The following is a 22,541-nucleotide window of genomic DNA, read 5'->3' as shown; positions in this document are numbered from 1 at the left end:
CCCGTGAAGATGAGGAATTTACAAGGTTAATTGATGATCGTTTGGTTGAAGACGGTGTTTATCAAGGCGAACGCCTCAGCGATGAAGCATTCCGGGAACTCATACGGAAACAGTTTTTGCATGTCGTTGACATCAGGGACGAGGGGTTTCTGTAATCTCTTAATACGAGTCACTATTTGTCTAGGCGTCAAGTGGTTTGACGCTTACGCTTTATTCCCTTCGATTAAATAATCACTAGAAATTGAAAATGAGATCGGAAAAATTCCGGAGGCCTTAATATCATCTAAATATATTTTTTTTGTTACCAATCCTTCTTGCTCGTTAACAATATAAGAAATTATATCAAAGCGATGGTTTTTATAAGCCTCCAAATATATTGAAAGAACTTCATTTGGATTTAATCCTATCAAGTCTTTTTCTGAAAACTGTTGCAAATCAATTGTCGGAGAGGCAATTGTAAATGAAGGATTTCCTCTTAAATCAAGTAAAAAATACAAGTTACTCAATCCTATTATGCAAATCCCAGTTCCAGCTTCTTTTGATCTCCATAGGAGCCATGAACCTAGAACTTTTACTTGTTGACCACTCATTTCAATAATTCGTTTTTCCTGTGTGCTTGCCGAATAAATTATTGGCTTGAAGTTTAAAGAATTATAGTTCCATGAAATAATTCCATGTGAAATGCTTGGCCCCCAAAACTCTTCTTTATCACTGGCCTTAGCTATATATCTCTCAGAACCGGAAGATATTTCATATAACTTGATATTTTTTGATTCAATAGACGAACTATTATAATCGGTAAATACAATATAATTCCCCCAAATTTTCGGCATCATAGCTTGATCTAAGGTATCGATTTTTAATAGATTTTTACTCACTAGGTCATAAAGAAAAATATCCGATCGCATATTTTTTGTCCATTCTCCAACATGCCACGTGATATAATTTCCGTAAATGCTAGGAGGGCCTATATACTTTCCTTTTTCTTCTGAACTATATTTAACATCTGTGCTTCCAGACCGAAGGTTTTTAATTATCAAGTGTGAGTTAATTTTATCGATTGATGAATTAAAAACTAAAATTTCATTAAACAGATCAAGTGAGGGGTAATCATTTCCTTGAATTTCGGAATACTCCCCCTGGTCAATGGTTTTAATCACGTTTGAACTGCGATCTAAAGCTTTGATCTTCCATTCAGTAATAGATTTCTCGACCCATACAATCCATTCCTTTCCGATTTCGGCATCAGCTATTTGATATGTTGAAGGAGTTTCAGCAACTTTATTAGCAGTTTTGAATGCAGGATTAATAATATATAACTTATTTAAGAATGGTTTATCTTTCCTTTGTAATAACCCGAGTAATTCACCATCTTCATTACCATCAAAGACTTGATTGATCTCGGGTATATACCAATAATCGGACGGAAATGTATCCGTTTTTTTACTTATTAAGTTTAGGCTGATACTATCATCTAAATTGATATCTTCTAAAGATTGGATTTCTTTAGAATTTGATGTATATATAAAGATTAGAATTACTAAAGCTACCAAAATTACTATAGATGTCTTTCTAAACATGCTTTTAGCCTCCATAATTCCTTACCCACGATTAAGTATAAGTTGGATAAGATTCCACTCTCTTCTTATGCAATAAGTAGAACTTCCCTCCAATTGTCCGTGCCAGGTAATGACGATAAAATTTTCAAATTACCTTCAGACATAGCATTTAACCAACGGGGTTTGTTAACCCCGTTGGTTTACCAGAGGGTTAATTTACAACAAACTCTAACTATAGTCCGGATATAAAATCACCTCCTTGATCCCCTCATAAGTTAGACAATTCTGAAAGCCAAAAGGTTACATTCTATTATGACTTTTGCAAATTACTTCTTTGTGCTAAAGTTTTAATAGTTCGAAACCGACAAAATTACCATTGAAAAGAGCTCTAATTTCTTCTTGCTAAAGCCAAGTATCAGCCGGCAACTGAATCATAGAAGAATAGCTAAGGCCGGGATAACCCGTCTCATATTGGCTATCCTTTGGTTCCTTCATTAGTAAGACGTTTAAGAAGCCCGGAAAGTTACACATAATTGAAGATATTTTTGCATGATGAGGGAGGGAACTCTTAGTCAATTTGGGATAGTAAGATAATAGCAATCAACTCCAGTCTACATTCAGTCGGAGTCAGTAAAAACAAACTTGCTGCCGTTCCATACATATTTTCCTTGGGTAAAGCCACTCTCGGCCATATTGCTTAGAGTGACCACGAAACCGGTTTCTCCCTCTTTCAGTAAAGGAAATCTTGCTTGTCCTCCGCGCTGTAAACAAAGCCATCTTCCTTATAGCCAACAACCGGCACATTATAAACAGTTCCCGCTGGATTGATACTGAATAATACATATTGAAATTCCGGGCTGTTTTTGACCGGCTGGCCAATCGCAAAATCATAATTGCCGTCTTTATTATAATCCTCGAACACAAGATGCTCACTATATGGAAGTTTTTCGCTGGATGTTTTACGACCGGTCATATCCGTGTAATGAAGGGTAATTCCCTGGCTTTGGGCCTCTTTTGTAAGTTCCAGGCTGTAATAACCTCCATCGGTATAGATATCTTTAATCCCCTGCTCGGAAAGATTAGGGATGGCTCTTTGAAGTAATTCGATATCATTGGTCGTATTGGGGGCAAGGTCATAGTGAGTTACCATTTGAATCGGATTTTCATCGGTACAGGTTTCGGATAGATTCAAAGCATAGGCCACATGCTTCTTGCCGTTTTTGTTACGGTAGGTTGCATCCGCATCATAGGCCGATTGAAGAGATTTTGGAGAGATTTCCTGAGCACCTTTTGCAAGCCAACGGTTTTCTTTCGGATTATAGACGGCCTGCTCACTTAGAAAACGCTCTAACAATTGAATCTCCGTGGTGCTTTTGAGCTTAGGATGTTTTTCAAGCTGCTCTAGGATTTCGGCCCCATGGTCGATCAAGTTCTGAATTCGGGAGAGGGTATCTTGCTTTTTGAGCTGGTACAGAAAATGGGTCTTGTAATCCGGTTTTAGAAAAACTTTTAAGGAATCGGTCATGAGGGATTCCGGAAGAGCCTTTATGGCCTGAACTAAGACATCATAGGCGAGCGAGAGCCGTCCAGCTGACTTAATATTAGACATGATCTGAGTCGAATCCACGCGCGCTTCATCTGTATTAAGTCCTGCAACGGCAATAAAGTGATCCGTGAGTTTTTCAAACTGAGCGTAAATGAGATCAGCTTCTTTGGGATGTTCAATCGAATAATGATAAAGCCGAGCGCGAAACTCATACAAAGTTCTGGGTGCGAAATAGCGTTCGCCTAGGGTGCGCAGGCCTAATGCGAAGGAAATTTGGTAGTTGAAGGCATATTCATCGAGTAAGACTTCATCGGTGTACTCCCGGATTTCCTTAATTAAATCGAGGCCCATTAAAATATTCACCGGAAAGTTAGGACGCCCATTGTCACTGGAATAGAGTGGCGCAAAAAGGCTTTCATTAATCTTGCAGAAAACATGTTCATAGAAGAGAGCAGCCCAGGAATTCTGAAGCTTTTGAGCGAGTCGCTGGTCCATACCATAAAGGCTATGAATAAGTTATTTTGTAAGTGGTCATTATTTTCACGGAACATCTGCAAAATCCTCCAAGAAACCTATTTATCTCAATCGTTCATTTGATTGCTTCTTTATACTTAATAATTCAACGATAGGAGATAAATATCCTTCTTAGATGGTCAGATTAAAAGGGGTTTTTGCAGTAGAATCATTGTATTTAATTATTTCTAAGATGGCTTCAGAGTCGTTATTTTGAGCTCTTTTTATGAGCAAACTTAATTTCTCCTCATTTCTCATATTCTCCACCCCTACAAATAATAATGGAGGTGTTGTTATGGTAAATTTTAAGTTTGTTGCTAATTTAGTTTTTATCGTTTTCGCTAGTTATCTTATTAGTGCTTTACGCGGAGATTTAGGGCAGGAAGGCTTCTTACCTTTTACAGGAGTGTACTTAACTTTTTTAACCTTTTTCGGGTTATTAACTTATCTATTATCAAAGAGTTTAGGGTTAACTAGTTTAGGTATATTGAATCTCATTTTCTTGGCTATTCTTTTTCAATCGGTCTTGGAAAAATATCTAGCAAATGATTTATTTTCATCTTATCAAAGTATTCAGTATTCTCCGGTATTTGGAACTATTTCAGGAACAGCTATTGGTTGGATGGTACACAAACTAAATAACCCAGAGAAATGATACTTATTCCAACTCTAAAACTAAGAATTCATATAGTCAAAAACCCTAATAGATAAACCATACTTTTTCGAATGTACCTTTTATAAACCCTCTATTAGTTAGACAAATTTAACTCCCAAAAAGTTACATGAAACTTTCTAAAAAATAATAAATATTGAAGCTTCTTCATTCTAACTAAGTGTACAATTCTATTCAAATATCTAAATATCACTAACTTCGTATGAAGAACAAAAGAATAACGCCGTCGACCTTTTACTGTCAACGGCGTCCTTTCGTTTATTGTAACTTCTGCCTAATTCCCTTGCTTAACTTCTTCTGACCATTCCCTTAAATAAACTGATCTGATTGCTCTCCGGTAGTCCCTGGAGGCATGCCGTACTTCTCCAAAATTTCCACCACGGTCTTGGTCAGTTTGGGATGCGTGCGCAAGTCTTCGACCGAGAGAATCCCGTGCTCATCCCTTAGTGCCGCCAGGCTGCGGGCGGCAGTGTCTCTCCTAAGCCCTGCAGGGAAGCAAAGGGCGGCAACAGCCCGCTCGGGGTGATAAGAAAGCGGATGGCATCCGATTCCCACAAGTCTACTTTGCGTAGATGGATTCTCCCGGCAGAACATCTCAATCGTAGACCTTGAGTCCTCTTGCACCTTGAACTCCATATTTTACAGTTAAGTACCCGCCGTTCGTTACTTCTTCAACGATGAATTCTCCATCTGGATAAAACACTTCGATCTTTGCCCCACTCGCGTCGAAAACTTCTCCATACGTAACCCAATAACAACCTAAGGTAGAGGATTCTCCTCCGCACCGGCGAAAGAAACCGGAAGTTCCCTGTCATTAGCAGCTCCGCCGCCTCCGCCGAACAACTTGATCTCACCATCTTTGTCGGTAAACAGCACGTAATTGACGTAATGGTCATCTAATACGCCATCATATGCAAGAACAAAAGCCTTATAATCCTAAACTTCTTTAATCGGCCCCTGAATCTTGAGATTTTTGTATATTCTGAATGGGTCATTCTTTTTCAAGCGAGCCATTATTCTGTCTTCCAGAGTTCCTGACTCAGCCTAAGGATGAATGGCCACAGGATTTACGCCAGGCGCAAGATTGGTTGGATCTACAGCAATTTGTTTTCAAATCCACAGCACCACAAGTCTAAACTCAAATTTCTTCGAGGCATGTCTTATTTGTTAGAAAATTGTGATATAATCAGACTGTACAACTAAAAAGGTCTGGGTGGGCAGCCGAATCCCCATGAAAGGGGGTGAGGCTTATGACTGTCTATGAGTCACTAATGTTTTCGGTAGCATTCGCGACGTTAGTTGTGTTGATAGTCACGAGAATGCATAAGAGCAAGTAGCCCACCCCGTACCCATCGGGAGCTTCTTGCTCTTCTTAAGGTGCCGCCCATAGCGGCTAGTTGTACAGCCGGGATGTTCACGCATCCTGGCTTTTTAATATGCTTCTCACATTCATTATAGAACATGCGGCTGAAATATTCAACATCATGTGCAAATTATGGAATACCTGAAGAAGTGACTTCCTACGTCAAAATCAAATCAATCAATGCTTGAAGCTGCTCTTTATAGTTCATTTAACTTACCCGCCTAATTTACAAATATACTATTATGATAGCCAATAGAAGTACTCTTGTAACCCTAACAGCTCCATAACTTAGATGATTAAAACGCCGTTGACCACTGCTGTCTGTCAACGGCGTCCTTTCGTCTATTCACTTTCCCGAAAAAATTGAATCTACACATTCTCTAACGTCTTCTTCTGCTCGCTACCCTAAAACAAACTGATCTGATTGCTCTCCGGCAAACCCTGGAGGCAGCCGTGCTTCTCCAAGATTTCCACAACGGTCTTGGTTAATTTGGGATGCGTGCGCAAATCCTCAACCGAGAGAATCCCGTGTTCATCCCTGAGCACCGCCAGGCTGCGGGCGGCTGTATCCCCTAAGCCCTGGAGGGAGGCAAAGGGCGGCAACAGTCCGCTCGGAGTGATGAGGAAGCGGGTGGCATCAGATTCCCACAGGTCTACTTTGCGCAGATTGATGCCCCGGCAGAACATCTCAATCGCCAGTTCCAGGATTGTGACCAGGTTCTTTTCCTTGGCCGTTGCCTCATTGCCTTTGTTCTCGATTTCCTCGATCTTCTGGCGGCAAGCCTCCAGCCCCTGGGTAACCAGGTCGGAGTCAAATTCATCCGCGCGCACAGTAAAGAATGTGGCATAAAAAGCCTCCGGATAATGGAGCTTAAACCAGGCGATGCGGAAGGCCATGGTGACATAGGCCACGGCATGGGCCTTGGGAAACATGTATTTGATCTTCTGGCAGGACTCAATATACCAGTCCGGGACGTCATGGGCTTTCATCTCTTCGATGTCTTCCGGCTTCAGCCCCTTGCCCTTGCGCACCCCTTCCATGATCTTGAAAGCCCGGCCCGGCTCCAGCCCTTTATAAATCAGGTAGACCATGATGTCATCGCGGCAGGCGATAATCTCGGAGATGGTGGCGGTGCCGGCGCGCACCAGATCCTGGGCATTGCTCAGCCAGACATCTGTCCCGTGCGAAAGCCCGGAAATCCTGACTAAGTCGGAGAAACTTTTGGGTTTCGTATCTTCCAGCATCTGGCGCACGAACTTGGTGCCGAATTCAGGAATCCCGTAGGTTCCGGTTTTGGAGCGGATCTCTTCCTCCGTCACCCCAAGAGCCTCCGGGCTGGCGAACAAGGACATAGTCTCGCGGTCATCCAGAGGGATCTTCTTGGCGTCGACCCCGGTCAAATCCTCCAGCATCTTAATGACGGTCGGATCGTCATGCCCGAGAATATCTAGCTTGACCAAGCGGCCGGAGATGGAATGGTAGTCAAAGTGCGTTGTGATCGTTTCTGACTTCGGATCATCCGCCGGCCGCTGCAAGGGAGTGAAGTCGTGGACGTCGAATTCCTTAGGCACGACCATGAGCCCGCCCGGATGCTGGCCGGTAGTGCGTTTGACTCCGGTGCACCCCCGCACCAAACGCATCATTTCCGCAGACCGGACTTTAAGCTTGCGTTCCTCGAGATAGTTTTTAACATAGCCAAAGGCGGTTTTGTCGGCAATCGTGGCAATGGTTCCGGCGCGGAAAACATACTCTTTGCCGAACAGTTCTTCCGTATATTTATGGGCGCGGGGCTGGTAATCCCCGGAGAAGTTTAAGTCAATATCCGGAACCTTGTCCCCTTTGAAACCGAGGAAGGTCTCAAACGGAATATCGTGTCCGTCTTTGGCCATTTTCTGCCCGCACTGAGGGCAGTCTTTATCAGGGAGGTCTGCTCCGGAGCCCACGCTCCCGTCCTCCACAAAGACGGAATGCAGGCAATCCGGGTTAGGGCAGCGGTAATGCGGGGGCAGAGGATTAACTTCGGTAATCCCGGTCATGGTCGCAACCAGGGAAGAGCCCACAGACCCCCGTGAACCGACCAGATAGCCGTCGTCATTAGACTTCTTCACTAAGAGATGGGCGATCAAATAAAGGACAGAAAAACCGTGCCCGATAATGGATTTGAGCTCTTTTTCCAGGCGCTGCGTCACGACCGCAGGCAAGGGCTTGCCGTAAAGCTCATACGCCCGCTCCCAGGACATGTTCTCAATCTTTTCTTCCGCTCCCGGGATACTGGGAGAAAAAAGGTCATCCGGGAAAGGCTTTAAGACTTCGATCTGGGCTGCGATGCTTTGCGGAGCACGCACCACAACCTCCGCCGCCGTTTCCTCTCCCAAATACGCAAACTCTTCCAGCATCTCATCGGTAGTATGAAAATAGAGGGGCGCTTGCTCGTCCGCATCTTCGAACCCTTTGCCCGCCATGAGAATGCGGCGGTAGTATTCATCTTCCGGGTCCAGAAAATGGACGTCTCCGGTCGCGACAACCGGCTTGCCCAGCTCCTGTCCCAGGCGGAGCACCGTGCGGTTAAGCTCGCGCAAGCCCTCTTGATTAGCCACTTGCCCGTTTTTTAGCATAAAGGCGTTATTGCCAAGGGGCTGGATTTCCAAGTAATCGTAAAAATCCGCAATCTCTTTCAGTTTCTGCCAGGGTTCTTGCTGCAGTATCGCCTGGATGAGTTCTCCTGCTTCGCAAGCTGAACCGAGAAGCAGCCCTTCCCTGAACTCAGCCACTTTGGATTTGGGCAGGCGGGGGCGGCGGTAAAAATGGTCGAGATGGGAAAGGGTAATCAACCGGTACAGGTTTTTCAGTCCCTGGCTGTCTTTGACTAACAAGACAATGTGCCTGCTCTTGCGTTCTTTCTCCGGAAGCGGCCCCGGGTCGTCATCAAACAGATACCCTTCGACACCCAAAATAACTTTGACCCCGTATTTCTGCCCGGCCTCCACCGCCTCCGGAAAAGCCTGAACCACACCGTGGTCAGTGATGGCAATGGCTTCATGTCCCCATGCTTGCGCTCTTTTTACCAAATCAGTGGCTGAAGAAACCCCATCCATAGTCGACATCCGGGTATGCAAATGCAGCTCCACCCGTTTCTGCTCCGCATTGTCCCGGCGGATTGAGAGCTGGGCCGGAACGATGTCTTTAGGCATAAACGTGAGCTCTGAGCTGTAGCGGTCGTATTGAACCGCTCCCCGCGCCATCACCCATTCTCCCTCACTCAGCTCCAGGCTTTCCTGCCCTTCCGGCAAGAAAACTTTGGCTGAGATGGAATCCGTCCGGTCACTCAGCTCAAAGGTCACCAAGAGGCGGCCGCTTTTCAGGGTGCGTAACTCAATGTTAAAAACTTCCCCTTTAAGGATGACTTGCTTCTCTTCATCCTGAATCTCCTTTAAGGGCACCGGCTCACCCTTGAATTCCCGGCCGAGAATGCAGGTCTTCTTTGGCGGCGCCTCTTTCGCAGGCGGTGCCTGAACGGTCAAAAGCTGTTTCAGGTGCTCCTGCTCCTCTTGCTCTGCCTGCTGGAAGTGTTCTTCAAAGGAGGGCTCCCCGTCCAGCTCACAGGCAACCCTAACCCCTAAATGGAATTTCGTCTGAAAGTAATTCTCCACCACCTGGTGCTTGGCCCGAAAATACTCGATCCCTAAAGCATTCGGCACATATAAAAGGAGGCGGTCATCCTCCGCCTCATAGCGGGTATCCGGACCTAGCCAGCCTTGAACCGCCGGCAAGAGCCCGGCCAGATCTTCCATGATTTCAGCCCAGCGTCCTGCACATAACTCAGACAGGGAAGCGGGATTTTCCGTACACTCCAGCTTAAATTCAATCACCTTAATTTCGGGCACCTTTGCCTTTAAGAGTGCTATTAGGGGCTCAAATAAAGACTCATCAAGCTGGCTTGATGCCAACAAATGCAGAATCCATTTTCCTTCCTTCGGAAAAACCTCAACTTTGTTTAATTCAATGGCAGCCAGATAGGGGCTAAGCGGCTCGTGCCAGTCAGGCGCAAGCTCGTGCAAAAACGGAACTTCTCCCAAGGGTAGAGGCCTGGCCATCCCGTGTCCCCTCTTTTCCTTTAGCTTTTTCCCGGTCTCTAAAATCTCTTGTTCTAAATATCTTCTGTGAATATGTTTACGTTCAACTCATTTTTGTTCAACCATAAGCATCTCTAATTCTCATCAATGTTCCAGGGCTTCCTTCACGGTCTTTTGCACCAGGGCAACCACTTCGGCGAGGGCCACCAGCTCCGTTTCTCCGGTTTTGCGCGTCCTCAGCTCTACCTGCCCGTTAGCCAGGGCTTTGCTCCCAACCGTAATGCGCAAGGGGTAGCCGACCAAGTCCGCATCTTTGAATTTTACTCCCGGGCGCTCATCCCGGTCATCGATCACAGCTTCCACTCCCGCCTGTCCCAGCTCAGCATAAAGCTTCTCCGCAGTCCCGGCCACCTGGGCATCTTTCAGATTGACCGGGACAATGATGCAATGATACGGGGCAATCTGAAGCGGCCAGATGATTCCGTCCGCATCATTATTCTGCTCGATGGCCGCTGCCATGGTACGGCTGACGCCGACGCCATAGCAGCCCATCACGCACAGTTTTTCTTCTCCGTTTTCATCGAGGTAAGTTGCGTTCAAGGCTTTGCTGTATTTCGTGCCCAGCTTAAAGACCTGGCCTACTTCAATCCCGCGCGCTTCTTGCAGGGGAGTTCCGCACTTGGGACATTCCTCTCCGACTTCGATCATGCGCAGGTCAAACTCCTGGTCAATCCGGAAATCCCGCCCTGGAACAACATCCACATAGTGATGGTCGCTTTGATTGGCTCCGCAGACAATCCCCGCCATCAGGGACACCTCCGGATCAGCGATAACCTTCAGTCCCTCCGGCACGCCAACCGGCCCGACTGATCCGACTTCACAGCCCATGGTTTCCAAGACCTTATGCGGCTCAGCCAGCTTAAGCGAGATAAAGCCGCCCAGCGCATTATTTAATTTAATCTCATTCAGCTCACGATCCCCGCGCACCAGCACTAAGAAGAGCTTGCCGTCTCCATCATAGAGCAGAGATTTAACCAGGCGGGTTTTGGGGACATTCAAAAATTCGGCCACCTGTTCAATGGTTCTGGCACCCGGGGTATGCACCAGGCGGTATTCACCTTCCGGGGCGTTGTCTTTGACCGGCCGCGGGCGGCATTCGGCTTTCTCTACATTGGCTGCATAATCACAGGCCGGGCAGTAGACCACGGCTGCCTCTCCCGATTCCGCCAATACCATGAATTCATGTGTGCCCCCGCTCCCGCCGATGGCCCCGGCATCGGCCTCAACCGGACGGTAGGTGAGTCCGCAGCGGCTGAATATACGGCAGTAGGCATCATACATCTTATCGTAGCTTTCCGCTAGGCCCGCTTCATCGCGGTCAAAGGAGTACAAATCTTTCATAATAAATTCCCGGCCCCGCATTAAGCCGAAACGGGGACGGCGCTCATCGCGGTATTTATTTTGAATCTGGTACAAGAGCAGAGGGAGTTGTTTATACGAACGGACCTCGCCCCGGACCAGGTCCGTAATCAGCTCTTCATGGGTCGGGCCCAGGCAGAACTCGCGCTCGTGCCTGTCCTGCAGGCGGAACATTTCATCTCCGTACACATCCCAGCGCCCGGTTTCTTTCCAGAGCTCAGCCGGCTGCATGATCGGCATCAGGACTTCCTGCCCGCCTTTGGCATCCATTTCCTCGCGCACAATTTGCTCAATCTTTTTTAAGACCCGTAGTCCCAAGGGCAAGTAAGTATAGACTCCGGCCGCCGCTTTGCGGATGAACCCCGCCCGCAGCATGAGCTGGTGGCTGACCACCTCTGCCTCTGCCGGCACTTCTCTCAATGTCGGATTTAACAGTTTGCTAACACGCATCGTCATTCCATTCCTTTCGGTCAGTATTCAGGAACGTAAGTCTACAGTGTAGACTTACGCCGTTCGGCCAAGCTTCAGAGAAATTCTTTCGGCCGAACGGATCAGGAGTCAGGAGCATTCTCAAACATTCTGAATTCTGACTACTGGCTCCTGAATTCCCCTATGCTTTAGTACATACGCTTCGATCTCCTGCAAAAGCGCCGGCAAAAGCTCTTCTTCCGGCAACCGGGCAACAATTTCTCCTTTGCGGAACAAGAGCCCCATCCCTTTGCCGCCCGCGATTCCGAAGTCGGCTTCCCGGGCCTCGCCCGGTCCATTGACCGCGCAGCCCATGACCGCAACCTTCAACGGCTTGTCCAAGGGAGGAAGTTGGGACAGCTTGTCCTCTACTTGTTCTGCCAAAAGCGCCAGGTCCACTTGTGTCCGGCCGCAGGTCGGGCAGCTGATAAGATCCACACCCCGCTCCCTCAGTCCGAGAACACGCAAGATCTCTAAGGCCACCGGGATTTCTTTCACCGGATCTCCGGTAAGCGACACTCTGATCGTATCTCCGATTCCCTCAGCCAGCAAGGCGCCGATTCCGACCGCCGACTTAACCACCCCGGAGCGCACGGTTCCTGCTTCCGTGACTCCAACATGCAGGGGATAGTCCACACGTTCGGAAATACGGCGGTAAGCTTCCAGCATCAACGGAACCTGGGAAGACTTAAGGGATACCTTAATTTTGTCATATCCTTCAGCTTCAAGCAAGGAAATATGTCCCAGGGCGCTCTCCACCATGCCTTCGGCTGTGGGCCCGCCGTATTTTTCTAAGAGATCCTTTTCCAGCGACCCGGCGTTGACCCCGATCCGAATCGGGAGCTGACGTTCTTTTACCGCCCGCACAATCTCCTGCACCTTCCAGCGCGCTCCGATATTGCCCGGGTTCAGGCGCAGGCCGTGGATTCCCTGCTCAATCGCAATCAAGGCCAGGCGGTAGTCAAAATGAATATCGGCGATCACCGGGAGCGGGCTCCGGCCCACAATCTCCCCGATCGACTTGGCCGCATCCTCATTAAGCACGGCCAGCCGCACCACCTCACACCCGGCAGCCGCCAAAGCGTCAATCTGCGCCAGAGTAGCCTGGGAGTCCCGCGTATCCGTATTAGTCATGGACTGCACCACCACAGGAGCCCCGCCCCCGATCGTGACCGAGCCCACCTGCACCGGCCTCGTATTTCTTTTCAAATCTACCTTTACCCCGCTTTCACGAATAGGTTAAGAATATCGCGGTAAGTAATCGCAATCATCAAAGCCAGAAGCAATACAAACCCCACCAGGTGAATCAGGTTCTCCTTTTCCGGGTTCAAAGGCTTGCGCCTTAAGCCTTCAATGGCTAGAAACACCAAGCGGCTGCCATCCAGGGCCGGAATGGGGAAAAGGTTTAAGAGGCCGAGCTGAATGCTGAGGACCCCAGTGAGGCCGAGCAAGTTGGAAAATCCCGCCTGCGCCCCTTCTCCGATGGCCTTGGCGATGGCCACCGGACCGCCGACATCCGCCGGAATCTGGCGGGTGATCATCTGCGCCAAAGTCACTACAATAAACTTGGTAAATTCAATCGTCCGGTTAAATCCAAAGCGCAGCGTCTGGAGAATAGGCACCCGCTCATACACAATCTCCGGCCCGATGCCAATCATCCCGTAGCCTGTCTGGGCGTCCTTTTCCGTGGTCAGTGTAACCGTCCGGGTTTGTCCCTGACGCTCTACCGTCAGTACAAGCTCTTGGTTCGGCTTCGAATGAATCGCTTGCGTGAGAGTGTCCCAATCCGGAGTCGGAGTATTATCAACCGCGATAATCCGGTCTCCTGCCTGCAGCCCGGCCGTGACCGCCGGTTTGCCTTCAGCCAGAGATCCGATGGCCTTCCCTTCGGCCGGGATTCCTAAATAGGCAAATACCGCGACAAAGAGGACAACGGCTAATATAAAATTCATGATCGGCCCGGCGGCGATCACCGCCATGCGTTTCCATACAGGCTTGTTCATGTAGCTGTAAGGATCATTGGGAGAACCTATGATTGCCTGCCCGCGCTCGTCCGGTTCCGGGTCCATGCCGTATAACCGGACAAACCCTCCTAAGGGAATAAGGCGGATGGCATAAAATGTTTCCCTGCCTTTGTAGCCGACCAGCTTCGGGCCAAACCCGAAACTGAATTCCAAAACCCTGATTCCGGCCCATTTGGCAACCAGGAAATGTCCCAGTTCGTGCACCATGACCAAGAGTCCGAACACAAACACAATTGCTAAGGCAGTCACATCATCAATCCTCCCTCAAAATTAGAAGTCAGAATTCAGAAGTCAGCAGTCAGAATGCTTTAAGAATATGTTTCCAGTAAATATTTTATTCTCTCGAAAACACACCGAATGGATCACATAAAAGTGTGGTTTTTAATGATGCTCGAGTATATCTCCCGTACGCTTACGCGCCCAAGCATCCGCTTCCAATATCGTTTCCAGATCCGGCGCGTCCAAGACTTGATGCTCGGCACAGACAGCGCTGACGGCCTCATAGATGCCGGGAAAGCTGCACTTTCCCTCTAAGAATGCATGCACTGCCACTTCATTGGCCGCATTCATCACCGCCGGCAAAGTGCCGCGCCGCTTCCCGGCTTGATATGCCAAAGCCAGGGCCGGAAACGCTTCCAAGTCAGGTTCAAGGAAAGTCAAGCTCTGTCCGAGCAAATTCAGGCGCTCCAGGGAATTCTCCCAGCGCTCCGGATAGCTTAAAGCGTACTGGATCGGCAGGCGCATGTCAGGCCGGCCCAACTGGGCCAATACCGAGCCGTCCTTATATTGCACCATCGAGTGAATAATACTCTGGGGATGAACCACAACCTCTATAGAATCATATTCTACTCCGAACAAATAATGAGCTTCAATTACTTCGAGTCCCTTATTCATGAGGGTTGCCGAGTCAATCGTAATTTTTGCGCCCATAGCCCAATTGGGGTGACGCAGCGCATCCTCCGGCCGGACTTGGGCCAGCTGCTCCCGGCTCCAGACCCGAAACGGGCCGCCCGAAGCGGTAAGGATGATCTTTTCCACACTTCCGGGGTTATCCTCTAAGCACTGGAAAACCGCCGAATGTTCACTGTCCACCGGCAGCAAGCGGGCACCGCTTCTTGCTGCCGCCGCCATCACCAACTCCCCGCCTGCAACCAGGGTCTCCTTGTTGGCCAGGGCCACGTTTTTCTTGCCTTCCAAGGCTCTGAGCGTCGGTTCGAGTCCGATTCTTCCGCTTAAAGCATTAAGCACCGTATCCACTTCCGGGGCGGAAACGGCAGCCAGCAGCCCATCCATGCCCTGTTCGACCTTAACCGGCATATCGGAGAGCCGCCCTTTTAATTCACGGGCCGCCCCTTCGTCCATCATCACCGCCAACATAGGCTTATATAGGCGCACCTGGTCCTCCAAAGCCCGGACATTTTTGCCCGTACACAGCGCATACACCTTTAATTGATCCGGATGTGCCTTCACCACATCCAGCGTCTGCCTCCCAATCGAACCCGTCGAACCCAGTAGCGATATAGTCTTCATTTTCTAAAATACCTCTTTTTTTACTCCCGCGGCCCCTTAAAAGCCCCGGATTTGCGCACGGCCTCATACACAATGATCAGGCCCGGCCCCAGCAAAAGCCCGACTCCGCCCAGAAGCTTGAGCCCAACATACATGGAAATCAATGTCGGCAGGGGGTGAAGTCCGATGTTATGGGAAAGGATTTTAGGTTCTAAGGACTGGCGCACAACCACCATCACAATCCAGATGATAAGCACTTTGATTCCTTGCCCGGTTGCCCCCATGACAAATAAGCTCAGACTCCAGGGCACAAATAAGACGCCCGTGCCTACAATAGGTAGAATATCCAGAATTCCGGCTAAAACTCCTAAAGTAAAGGCATAGCGGTTTCCTATTAATAACAGCCCGATGATCGTAATCATGGCTGTGACCGACACCAGAATAGCCTCTGCCCGCACAAAGCCGAAGATGGCCGCTCCTAGATCCTGGCTGATCGCCTGGGCGCTCTTGTGCCAGCGCCGGGGGAAGAGGGACAAAATAAACTGTTTCACTCCGGGATAATTGGAGCTAACCAGGAGGGTGGCAATTATCGAGATCACGATGACTATGAAGACTCCAGGCAGGGCCGCCAGAAAGCTGAGAATCCAGACACTGGCTGTACGGGCCCAGTTTTGGATAGAATGCAGGATACTTTGAGCCGAATCATACAGGGTTGCCTGTACCTGGGGATTGACCCTGACAAACTTCTCGATTTGATCCACTTGCGTCTGGATGAAGGAAGATAAATATTCGTAATTCGGGAGAATCGAAGCCAACTCGGATAACTCGGTATATAACCTCGCTGCAATTAAGAATAAGATCAGGCCGACAATTACCAGGCTTAAAATAAGCGTAACCAACGAGGCATAAGAACGCCGCACCCGCAGCACCCGCATCATCCTGACAACCACCGGTTCCAGCAGAAAAGCCAGCACCATGGCCAGAACAAAGGGCATAAAGGCCGCAATCGCAGTGCCCAAAACCTGCCCAAACACCGGCAGAAACTCCTGAAAAATGTAAGTAAAAAGCTTTAAGAGCAGGAGGATGCCGGCAATCACCGCCAGCCGGTTTAGGTTTTGCTCCAGACTGGGTTCCCGCAGCAAGCGCAAATCTCTCACCTCAGAATTTGAAGATCACCAGGAAATAATACACCAAAGGCAGCGCAAACATAAAACTGTCAAAACGGTCCAGAATGCCGCCATGACCGGGGATCAGGCTGCCCGAGTCTTTGACTTGGGCTGAGCGCTTAAGGGCCGACTCGAAAAGGTCTCCCACCTGAGCCGTAATCCCCACGATCACTGCCAGTCCAAGAAAAACCTCCAGGGGAGCTCCTCCCATAGAGCGCCAGAGGATCAGACCGACTCCTACACTGGTCAGGAATCCCCCCACCGATCCTTCCACCGTCTTTTTCGGGCTGACTTTGGGAGCTAACAGGTGTCGTCCCAAGCTCCTGCCAATAATGTATGCCCCGGTATCCGTACTCCATACCAAAAAGAATGTCAAAAAAGCCCACTTTATTCCTGAGGGCAGTTCCCGCACTAAATATAAATGGGACATTAAAGCCACCGGGTAAAACATACTCAAGAAATTATAAAGGGCGGAGTGTAAATCAAATTCAGGATAGGTGAGCGCAAACATCCCCAGGCTGACTAAAAGCCAAAGAACGAGCAGGGGCAGCCGCCACACGCCCTCCCCCCAAAATACGGTCAACAGCCACATGAAACTCGCGCCAAATACCGGTATATACCAAGCCTTGACCCCAATCCTCTCACCCAGGCGCAAAAATTCCCACAGCGCCAGGAACGAGAGCACGCTAATTAAAAATGCCGTATAATAACCACCCAGGTAAGTAAGCCCCAAGAGCAAAGGGGCTCCGATCAATGCACTGATCGTCCGAACCAGCATATTCTACTCCTAACTGCCGGAAAGACCGCCAAATCTCCGGTCCCGCTTCTGGTAGGCCTTAATCGCCTCATTTAAACAATGTTCATTAAAATCCGGCCACAATTCCGGAACCACCACAATTTCACTGTAAGCCAGCTGCCACAATAAAAAGTTGCTTAGCCGCATTTCTCCCGAAGTCCGGATCAGCAAATCCGGATCCGGCAGGCCGGCGGTGGCTAAATGCGCGGCAAACGTCTCGGAATCGATTTCCTCAGGCTTAAGTTTCCCCTGCCGAACCAAAGTCCCGATTTTTTGGACTGCTTCAACAATCTCAGCGCGTCCGCCATAATTCAAAGCTAAATTAAGGATAAGTCCGTTATTCTTGCGCGTGCGTTCCAATGCTTTCTTTAGTTCAATTTGTGCTTCAAGAGGAAGTTCGCTCAATCCTCCCAACGAGCGTACCACGACTTGGTTCGCATGAAGTTCATCCAGCTCTCGCCGCAGGTACTCTGTAAGCAGGGACATCAGAACCCCTACTTCCTCCTTAGGCCGCCGCCAGTTTTCCGTTGAAAAGGCGTATACTGTTAGAACTTCAATCCCTAAGCGGGAACATTCTTTGACAATGGCCCGCAGAGCTTCAACCCCGGCCCGGTGGCCCATCGTCCGGGGCAAGCCGCGTTTCCGGGCCCAGCGGCCATTCCCATCCATAATAATGGCTATGTGGCGTGGCAGCCGCGCCAGGTCCAGGTCGGAAGCATCGATTTCTTTTGGTTTGCGTTTCCAAGGCCACATTAATTCCACCCCCTGGGGAGTCAGGATGAGTTTAATGACCCCCTGAAGCTTAGGGGGTCATTGTGTGGAGAATTTTTCATGTGCAACCACAATCTCTAATTGTGCTTCTTTCAATTGAGCGCGCACCACCCGCAATTTCCCCTCAGGTTTTACCTTGGGAGAACGGGTTAAGGTTACGGAATAATTGATTCCTCTCTCATCAAGCTCCGCGCGCACCTCATCCCAATCCCGGCCTAACAAAAATGAATAGGTCATACTTCCGTAATCTCTTTTTCCTTGACGTCCAGGATATGGTCAATGTCTTTAATAATCTTATCCGTCAGCTTCTGCACATCTTCCTGGGCCCGCTTCACTTCATCTTCTGAAGCAGAATGATCCTTCTCCGCTTTTTTCAAGTGGTCATTGACATCGCGGCGCACGTTGCGTACAGCAACCCTGGCATCTTCCGCCTTTTTCTTAACGGTCTTGACCAGTTCCGTACGCCTTTCAGCTGTTAGTTGAGGAATCAGAATCCGGATCACGGTTCCGTCACTGGACGGATTCAGCCCCAAATCCGACTTGAGAATCGCTTTCTCGATCGTGGGCAGGCTTGATTTATCCCACGGCTGGATCACCAGCATCCGCGGTTCCGGTACTGAAATGTTTGCCAGCTGGTTAACCGGAGTAGGCGTACCATAATAGTCGACTAATACCTTGTCCAGCAAGCTGGGATTGGCGCGCCCGGCACGAATGGTGCCATACTCCTTGCGCAAAGCGTCCACCGCTTTGTGCATGCGCTCATCCGCTTCCTTAAGCACATCCGAAATCATTGACTTTCCCTCCCGACATATGTTCCAATCATCTCACCCATGACTGCGCGTAAGATATTTCCTTCCTGATTGAGGTCAAACACAATAAGGGGCAGACTATTATCCATGCACAGGGATGTCGCTGTGGAATCCATCACTCCCAGCCCCTTGCTGAGGACATCCAGATAGCTTAGGCTCTCAAACTTTTGGGCTTTTGGATTCTTCAGAGGATCGGAATCATAGACACCGTCTACCCTTTTAGCCATTAAGATTACTTCCGCTTCAATTTCAGCGGCCCGTAAGGCAGCCGTGGTGTCTGTTGAAAAATAGGGATTCCCGGTTCCTGCCGCAAAAATCACGATCCGGCCTTTTTCCATATGCCGAATGGCCCGCCGTCTGATATAAGGCTCAGCGACTTGCCGCATCTCGATGGCTGAGAGTACCCGGGTATCAGACCCGTGCTTTTCCAGTGCATCCTGCAAGGCCAAGGCATTCATGACCGTGGCCAGCATCCCCATATAGTCCGCTGTGGCCCGGTCCATGCCCTGAGCACTGCCGGCAATCCCCCTCCAGATGTTGCCTCCGCCTACGACCAAGGCCACTTCCACTCCCAAGCGGCGCACTTCTGTCACCTGTTTGGCAATCGTATCCAGCATCGCATGAGCAATTCCATATCCCTGTTCTCCGGCTAAAGCTTCTCCGCTTAGTTTCAGCACAATCCTGCGGTAGCGCGGTGTTTCCATCGATGACCTCCAATTGTTAATTTCTACGTCTAAAGGAAAAATCCTTTCCGATTCGAAAAAGAGAACACGTTTGGTGTTCTCTCGCAGCAGGCCTAACGGTTGATTTCTTTCATTACCTCAGCGGCGAAATCGTCCTGGCGTTTTTCAATTCCTTCGCCCATTTCATAGCGGGTAAAGCGGCGAATGACAATTCTTTCCCCGATTTTAGAGGTTTTCTCAAGCACCAGGTCCTTAATTGTGACGTCAGGATCTTTAATAAAACTCTGTTCCATCAGGCATACTTCTTTATAATACTTTTCGATCCGGCCTTCAACCATTTTTTCCACGATTTTTTCCGGTTTGCCTTCATTCAAGGCCTGGGCCCGCAGAATATCCCGTTCGTGCTGCAGCACCTCCGCCGGCACGTCTTCCTTATTCAGGTATTGTGGGTTAGCCGCCGCAATCTGCAGGGCAATATCTCTCACAAAAAGTTTAAACTCTTCCCCGCGGGCCACGAAGTCGGTTTCACAGTTTACTTCGACCAAAACCCCAATACGGCCCCCGCCGTGAATATAGGCTTCAACCACACCTTCAGCAGCCACCCGGCCTTCTTTCTTAGCCGCTGCTGCCAGTCCTTTTTCCCTCAGAAAATCGATGGCCTTATCCATGTCTCCGTCTGTTTGGGCCAGGGCTTTCTTACAATCCATCATCCCGGCTCCGGTTCTTTCTCTCAGCTCTTTGACCAGAGCCGCAGTTATTTCAGCCATTCTTTTACCTCCAATTTGTAAGGAGTCAGGAGTCAGAAGTCAGAAGTCAGAATAAAGGAAGCGGAAAATTCCTGGTTATGTTTCTGAACACTCAGCAACTAATACTACAACTAATTCTGAGTACTGACTACTGAATTCTGAGTTCCTCTTAGTAGATTCTCTTCTCCGCCAAAAAGGGCAGAGTGAGTCACGGGGGAGCCTAAACTTAACCCCTTTTCACCCTGCCCCTCAGATTTACTCCGCTACAGCTTCAGCGACTTCGCCTTCTTCATTTTCATCCAGACTGCCTTGCTGTCCTTCAATAATGGCATCCGCCATTTTCGCCGTGAGCAATTTAACTGCCCGAATCGCATCGTCATTGGCCGGAATGACAACATCAATCTCATCCGGGTCGCAGTTGGTATCAACGATGCCGACAATCGGAATGTTGAGACGCCGTGCTTCAGCCACTGCAATCCGCTCTTTGCGCGGATCTACCACGAACAATGCGCTCGGCAGCTTTTTCATGCTTTTAATCCCGCCCAGGAAGCGCTCCAGCTTCGACATCTCATGCCGTAAAGCCGCAACCTCTTTCTTCGGCAGAACCTCGAAAACGCCCTCCGCTTCCATCCGCTCCAGCTGATGGAGACGGTCCACCCGTTTCTGGATGGTCTGGAAGTTCGTCAGCATCCCGCCGAGCCAACGTTCATTCACGTAATACATGCCACAGCGTTCGGCTTCTTCCTTCACAGACTCCTGCGCCTGTTTCTTGGTGCCTACGAATAACATCGTACCACCTTCCGCCGCCAGGTTGCGCACGAAATTGTACGCCTCGTCCACTTTCTTCACGGTTTTTTGCAGGTCAATGATATAAATACCATTGCGCTCCGTAAAGATGTAGCGAGCCATTTTCGGATTCCAACGACGGGTTTGATGACCGAAGTGAACACCGGCTTCCAAAAGTTGTTTCATGGAAATAACAGCCATGTGTTACACCCCCTCTCCTTTGTTTTTTTTCCGCCGCAGGTTCATCTTAAAGCACCCCTCATCTTCCGATGAGGAACCGGAGCTTTAATCCCGCTGCGTGTGTTTTTAAGCCACACTAATAGTAGAATATCATATGCTGCCATTCAATGCAAGTTAAGCAATATTTGTTTTGATTCCGTGTGCTTGCACGAAGTATTCGAGATCGCTCATTAGTTCAGGGAAAGGAAAGTAGAATTCCGTAAGGTAATAGGAATCTCTTTGCGTCCTGATTTGAGCCACTTCTTGTCCTTGTTTGGTGTGAAAAAAGGCGACGCGGCGGATATCTTCCGGCTGAAGCCGCTTCTTGCCTAAGATTGAAGAAAAGATAATCCCATCCTCTTCAATGCGCACCCGTTTGCTCTTGGCAAAGATCCAGAGTGAACCCAAACCGACGGCGGTCAGCGCGTAGATGACAAGCAATATCCGAAGTTCAAGGACAGGCAGCCTCTTCAAAAAGTTAAGTGCAAACACAACGGCCGGGTATATGACTAAGAAAACAATCCCAGGGATAATCAGGGACGTCAATTGGTACTCATAATCCTGTTCTCCCATGTTCTCTCCCCTAACTTTCTACTGACACGATTAACCTTTGGACGCTACGCATTGTGATGCTTTGTATATTTATCCAATTCATCCAAAAGGTAATCATTGAGAATACGGATGTAAGTTCCTTTCATCCCGAGGGACTTGGACTCGATCACGCCCGCTGATTCAAATTTGCGCAACGCATTGACAATAACCGACCGGGTAATGCCGACCCTGTCTGCAATCTTGCTTGCAACCAGCAATCCGTCTCCGCCGCCCAGTTCAGCAAAAATATGCTCCACCGCCTCGAGTTCTGAATAAGAAAGCGTACCCACCGCAATTTGCACAGCAGCTTTTTTGCGCGCTTCTTCCTCAGCCCTTTCCGCTTTCACCCGCAGGATTTCCATCCCGACCACGGTAGCCCCATATTCAGCCAACACCAGGTCCCCTTCGGTAAACTCTTCGTCATAACGGGCCAAGACCAAGGTTCCGACTCGCTCGCCGCCGCCAAGAACGGGAACGATTGTCGTCAGCTTGTTATTGAAATGACAAGGCACTTTCTCATTAAACACACACCCGTTTCCGACTTGCGAGACATTGGCCTTTGTTTCCGTAACTTTCATTAAACCTTCATTATAACTTTCCGGGAAACGTTCGGAATGCACCACGATATCTTCCATGGTTCCGCAGGCGAAATCCGTCATAAAGTTATACCCGAGAATTTTACCGCGGCGGCCGACAATATACACATTAGCCTTCACCGCATTACTTAATACTTTGGCCATTTCTTCAAAGTCAACTGGATGTCCCGCTGCTCTTTGGATCAGCTTGTTAATCGCCCTGGTTTTTTCTAATAAAGTCTTCATCGATG

The 22,541-nt window shown here is 48.9% G+C and carries 19 protein-coding genes; 1 reads left to right on the top strand and 18 read right to left on the bottom strand.

Annotated features, from left to right (window positions below; genetic code table 11):
* Positions 1-203: 203 nt before the first annotated feature.
* Together J0X21_RS02635 and J0X21_RS02630 are read right to left on the bottom strand one after the other, a co-directional pair.
* Complete coding sequence (locus J0X21_RS02635; RefSeq protein WP_206810244.1) at positions 204-1,580, bottom strand: hypothetical protein; 1,377 nt, start codon at positions 1,578-1,580, stop codon at positions 204-206.
* 709 nt (positions 1,581-2,289) lie between these two features.
* Positions 2,290-3,456: a hypothetical protein gene (locus tag J0X21_RS02630; protein WP_206810241.1), complete on the bottom strand. Its 1,167-nt coding sequence runs from the start codon at positions 3,454-3,456 to the stop codon at positions 2,290-2,292.
* Positions 3,457-3,913: 457 nt separating this feature from the next.
* On the opposite strand from J0X21_RS02630, the gene J0X21_RS02625 reads away from it, so the two are divergent.
* Positions 3,914-4,273, top strand: a complete 360-nt coding sequence (locus tag J0X21_RS02625) for a hypothetical protein (RefSeq protein WP_206810239.1) — start codon at positions 3,914-3,916, stop codon at positions 4,271-4,273.
* A gap of 327 nt (positions 4,274-4,600) precedes the next feature.
* Here J0X21_RS02625 and J0X21_RS02620 read toward each other — a convergent pair whose 3' ends face one another.
* The 16 genes from J0X21_RS02620 to codY form a co-directional block, all read right to left on the bottom strand.
* Entirely contained in the window at positions 4,601-4,915 is a 315-nt protein-coding gene (locus J0X21_RS02620; RefSeq protein ID WP_206810237.1) for a hypothetical protein, read from the bottom strand.
* Between the two features lie 1,144 nt (positions 4,916-6,059).
* Positions 6,060-9,749 (bottom strand): PolC-type DNA polymerase III, encoded by a 3,690-nt coding sequence (locus J0X21_RS02615; RefSeq protein WP_206810235.1) that lies wholly within the window; start codon positions 9,747-9,749, stop codon positions 6,060-6,062.
* Positions 9,750-9,872: 123 nt separating this feature from the next.
* Positions 9,873-11,597 carry a proline--tRNA ligase gene (locus J0X21_RS02610; RefSeq protein ID WP_206810233.1) on the bottom strand — a complete coding sequence of 575 codons (1,725 nt, stop codon included), beginning with the start codon at positions 11,595-11,597 and terminating at the stop codon, positions 9,873-9,875.
* Positions 11,598-11,717: 120 nt separating this feature from the next.
* Positions 11,718-12,824: a flavodoxin-dependent (E)-4-hydroxy-3-methylbut-2-enyl-diphosphate synthase gene (ispG, locus tag J0X21_RS02605; RefSeq protein ID WP_206810232.1), complete on the bottom strand. Its 1,107-nt coding sequence runs from the start codon at positions 12,822-12,824 to the stop codon at positions 11,718-11,720.
* Between the two features lie 8 nt (positions 12,825-12,832).
* Positions 12,833-13,888: an RIP metalloprotease RseP gene (rseP, locus tag J0X21_RS02600; protein WP_328812106.1), complete on the bottom strand. Its 1,056-nt coding sequence runs from the start codon at positions 13,886-13,888 to the stop codon at positions 12,833-12,835.
* Between the two features lie 132 nt (positions 13,889-14,020).
* Entirely contained in the window at positions 14,021-15,169 is a 1,149-nt protein-coding gene (locus tag J0X21_RS02595; RefSeq protein WP_206810230.1) for a 1-deoxy-D-xylulose-5-phosphate reductoisomerase, read from the bottom strand.
* A gap of 20 nt (positions 15,170-15,189) precedes the next feature.
* The gene (gene ytvI / locus J0X21_RS02590) at positions 15,190-16,296 is read right to left on the bottom strand and encodes a sporulation integral membrane protein YtvI (protein WP_206810228.1); all 1,107 of its coding nucleotides are present in this window, start codon (positions 16,294-16,296) and stop codon (positions 15,190-15,192) included.
* A 10-nt stretch (positions 16,297-16,306) separates the two neighbouring features.
* Positions 16,307-17,092: a phosphatidate cytidylyltransferase gene (locus tag J0X21_RS02585; RefSeq protein ID WP_206810218.1), complete on the bottom strand. Its 786-nt coding sequence runs from the start codon at positions 17,090-17,092 to the stop codon at positions 16,307-16,309.
* A gap of 9 nt (positions 17,093-17,101) precedes the next feature.
* Positions 17,102-17,863: an isoprenyl transferase gene (locus tag J0X21_RS02580; RefSeq protein WP_206810216.1), complete on the bottom strand. Its 762-nt coding sequence runs from the start codon at positions 17,861-17,863 to the stop codon at positions 17,102-17,104.
* A gap of 57 nt (positions 17,864-17,920) precedes the next feature.
* Positions 17,921-18,118, bottom strand: coding sequence for a hypothetical protein (locus J0X21_RS02575; protein WP_206810214.1), 198 nt, complete (start codon positions 18,116-18,118; stop codon positions 17,921-17,923).
* Complete coding sequence (gene frr, locus J0X21_RS02570; RefSeq protein WP_206810213.1) at positions 18,115-18,672, bottom strand: ribosome recycling factor; 558 nt, start codon at positions 18,670-18,672, stop codon at positions 18,115-18,117. The genes J0X21_RS02575 and frr overlap by 4 nt, the downstream gene beginning before the upstream one ends.
* Positions 18,669-19,394 carry a UMP kinase gene (gene pyrH / locus J0X21_RS02565; RefSeq protein ID WP_206810211.1) on the bottom strand — a complete coding sequence of 242 codons (726 nt, stop codon included), beginning with the start codon at positions 19,392-19,394 and terminating at the stop codon, positions 18,669-18,671. Before pyrH ends, frr begins: the two co-directional genes overlap by 4 nt.
* A gap of 92 nt (positions 19,395-19,486) precedes the next feature.
* Positions 19,487-20,140 (bottom strand): translation elongation factor Ts, encoded by a 654-nt coding sequence (tsf, locus tag J0X21_RS02560; protein WP_206810209.1) that lies wholly within the window; start codon positions 20,138-20,140, stop codon positions 19,487-19,489.
* Between the two features lie 234 nt (positions 20,141-20,374).
* Entirely contained in the window at positions 20,375-21,106 is a 732-nt protein-coding gene (gene rpsB, locus J0X21_RS02555) for a 30S ribosomal protein S2 (RefSeq protein WP_206810207.1), read from the bottom strand.
* 153 nt (positions 21,107-21,259) lie between these two features.
* The gene (locus tag J0X21_RS02550) at positions 21,260-21,697 is read right to left on the bottom strand and encodes a PH domain-containing protein (RefSeq protein WP_206810205.1); all 438 of its coding nucleotides are present in this window, start codon (positions 21,695-21,697) and stop codon (positions 21,260-21,262) included.
* A 44-nt stretch (positions 21,698-21,741) separates the two neighbouring features.
* Positions 21,742-22,536, bottom strand: coding sequence for a GTP-sensing pleiotropic transcriptional regulator CodY (gene codY, locus J0X21_RS02545; protein ID WP_206810203.1), 795 nt, complete (start codon positions 22,534-22,536; stop codon positions 21,742-21,744).
* Between the last annotated feature and the right edge of the window lie 5 nt (positions 22,537-22,541).

The organism is Paradesulfitobacterium ferrireducens, from assembly GCF_017310645.1.
GTDB lineage: Bacteria > Bacillota > Desulfitobacteriia > Desulfitobacteriales > Desulfitobacteriaceae > Paradesulfitobacterium > Paradesulfitobacterium ferrireducens.
This window is presented reverse-complemented; position numbering and strand designations above follow the sequence as displayed.

Bases quoted from the DNA above. Each gene is read 5' to 3' on its own strand.
- J0X21_RS02635 (WP_206810244.1), bottom strand. From the start codon at position 1,580: ATGTTTAGAAAGACATCTATAGTAATTTTGGTAGCTTTAGTAATTCTA.
- J0X21_RS02630 (WP_206810241.1), bottom strand. From the start codon at position 3,456: ATGGGCCTCGATTTAATTAAGGAAATCCGGGAGTACACCGATGAAGTC.
- J0X21_RS02625 (WP_206810239.1), top strand. From the start codon at position 3,914: ATGGTAAATTTTAAGTTTGTTGCTAATTTAGTTTTTATCGTTTTCGCT.
- J0X21_RS02615 (WP_206810235.1), bottom strand. From the start codon at position 9,749: ATGGCCAGGCCTCTACCCTTGGGAGAAGTTCCGTTTTTGCACGAGCTT.
- J0X21_RS02610 (WP_206810233.1), bottom strand. From the start codon at position 11,597: ATGCGTGTTAGCAAACTGTTAAATCCGACATTGAGAGAAGTGCCGGCA.
- J0X21_RS02595 (WP_206810230.1), bottom strand. From the start codon at position 15,169: ATGAAGACTATATCGCTACTGGGTTCGACGGGTTCGATTGGGAGGCAG.
- J0X21_RS02585 (WP_206810218.1), bottom strand. From the start codon at position 17,092: ATGCTGGTTCGGACGATCAGTGCATTGATCGGAGCCCCTTTGCTCTTG.
- J0X21_RS02580 (WP_206810216.1), bottom strand. From the start codon at position 17,863: ATGTGGCCTTGGAAACGCAAACCAAAAGAAATCGATGCTTCCGACCTG.
- J0X21_RS02575 (WP_206810214.1), bottom strand. From the start codon at position 18,118: ATGACCTATTCATTTTTGTTAGGCCGGGATTGGGATGAGGTGCGCGCG.
- frr (WP_206810213.1), bottom strand. From the start codon at position 18,672: ATGATTTCGGATGTGCTTAAGGAAGCGGATGAGCGCATGCACAAAGCG.
- pyrH (WP_206810211.1), bottom strand. From the start codon at position 19,394: ATGGAAACACCGCGCTACCGCAGGATTGTGCTGAAACTAAGCGGAGAA.
- tsf (WP_206810209.1), bottom strand. From the start codon at position 20,140: ATGGCTGAAATAACTGCGGCTCTGGTCAAAGAGCTGAGAGAAAGAACC.
- rpsB (WP_206810207.1), bottom strand. From the start codon at position 21,106: ATGGCTGTTATTTCCATGAAACAACTTTTGGAAGCCGGTGTTCACTTC.
- J0X21_RS02550 (WP_206810205.1), bottom strand. From the start codon at position 21,697: ATGGGAGAACAGGATTATGAGTACCAATTGACGTCCCTGATTATCCCT.
- codY (WP_206810203.1), bottom strand. From the start codon at position 22,536: ATGAAGACTTTATTAGAAAAAACCAGGGCGATTAACAAGCTGATCCAA.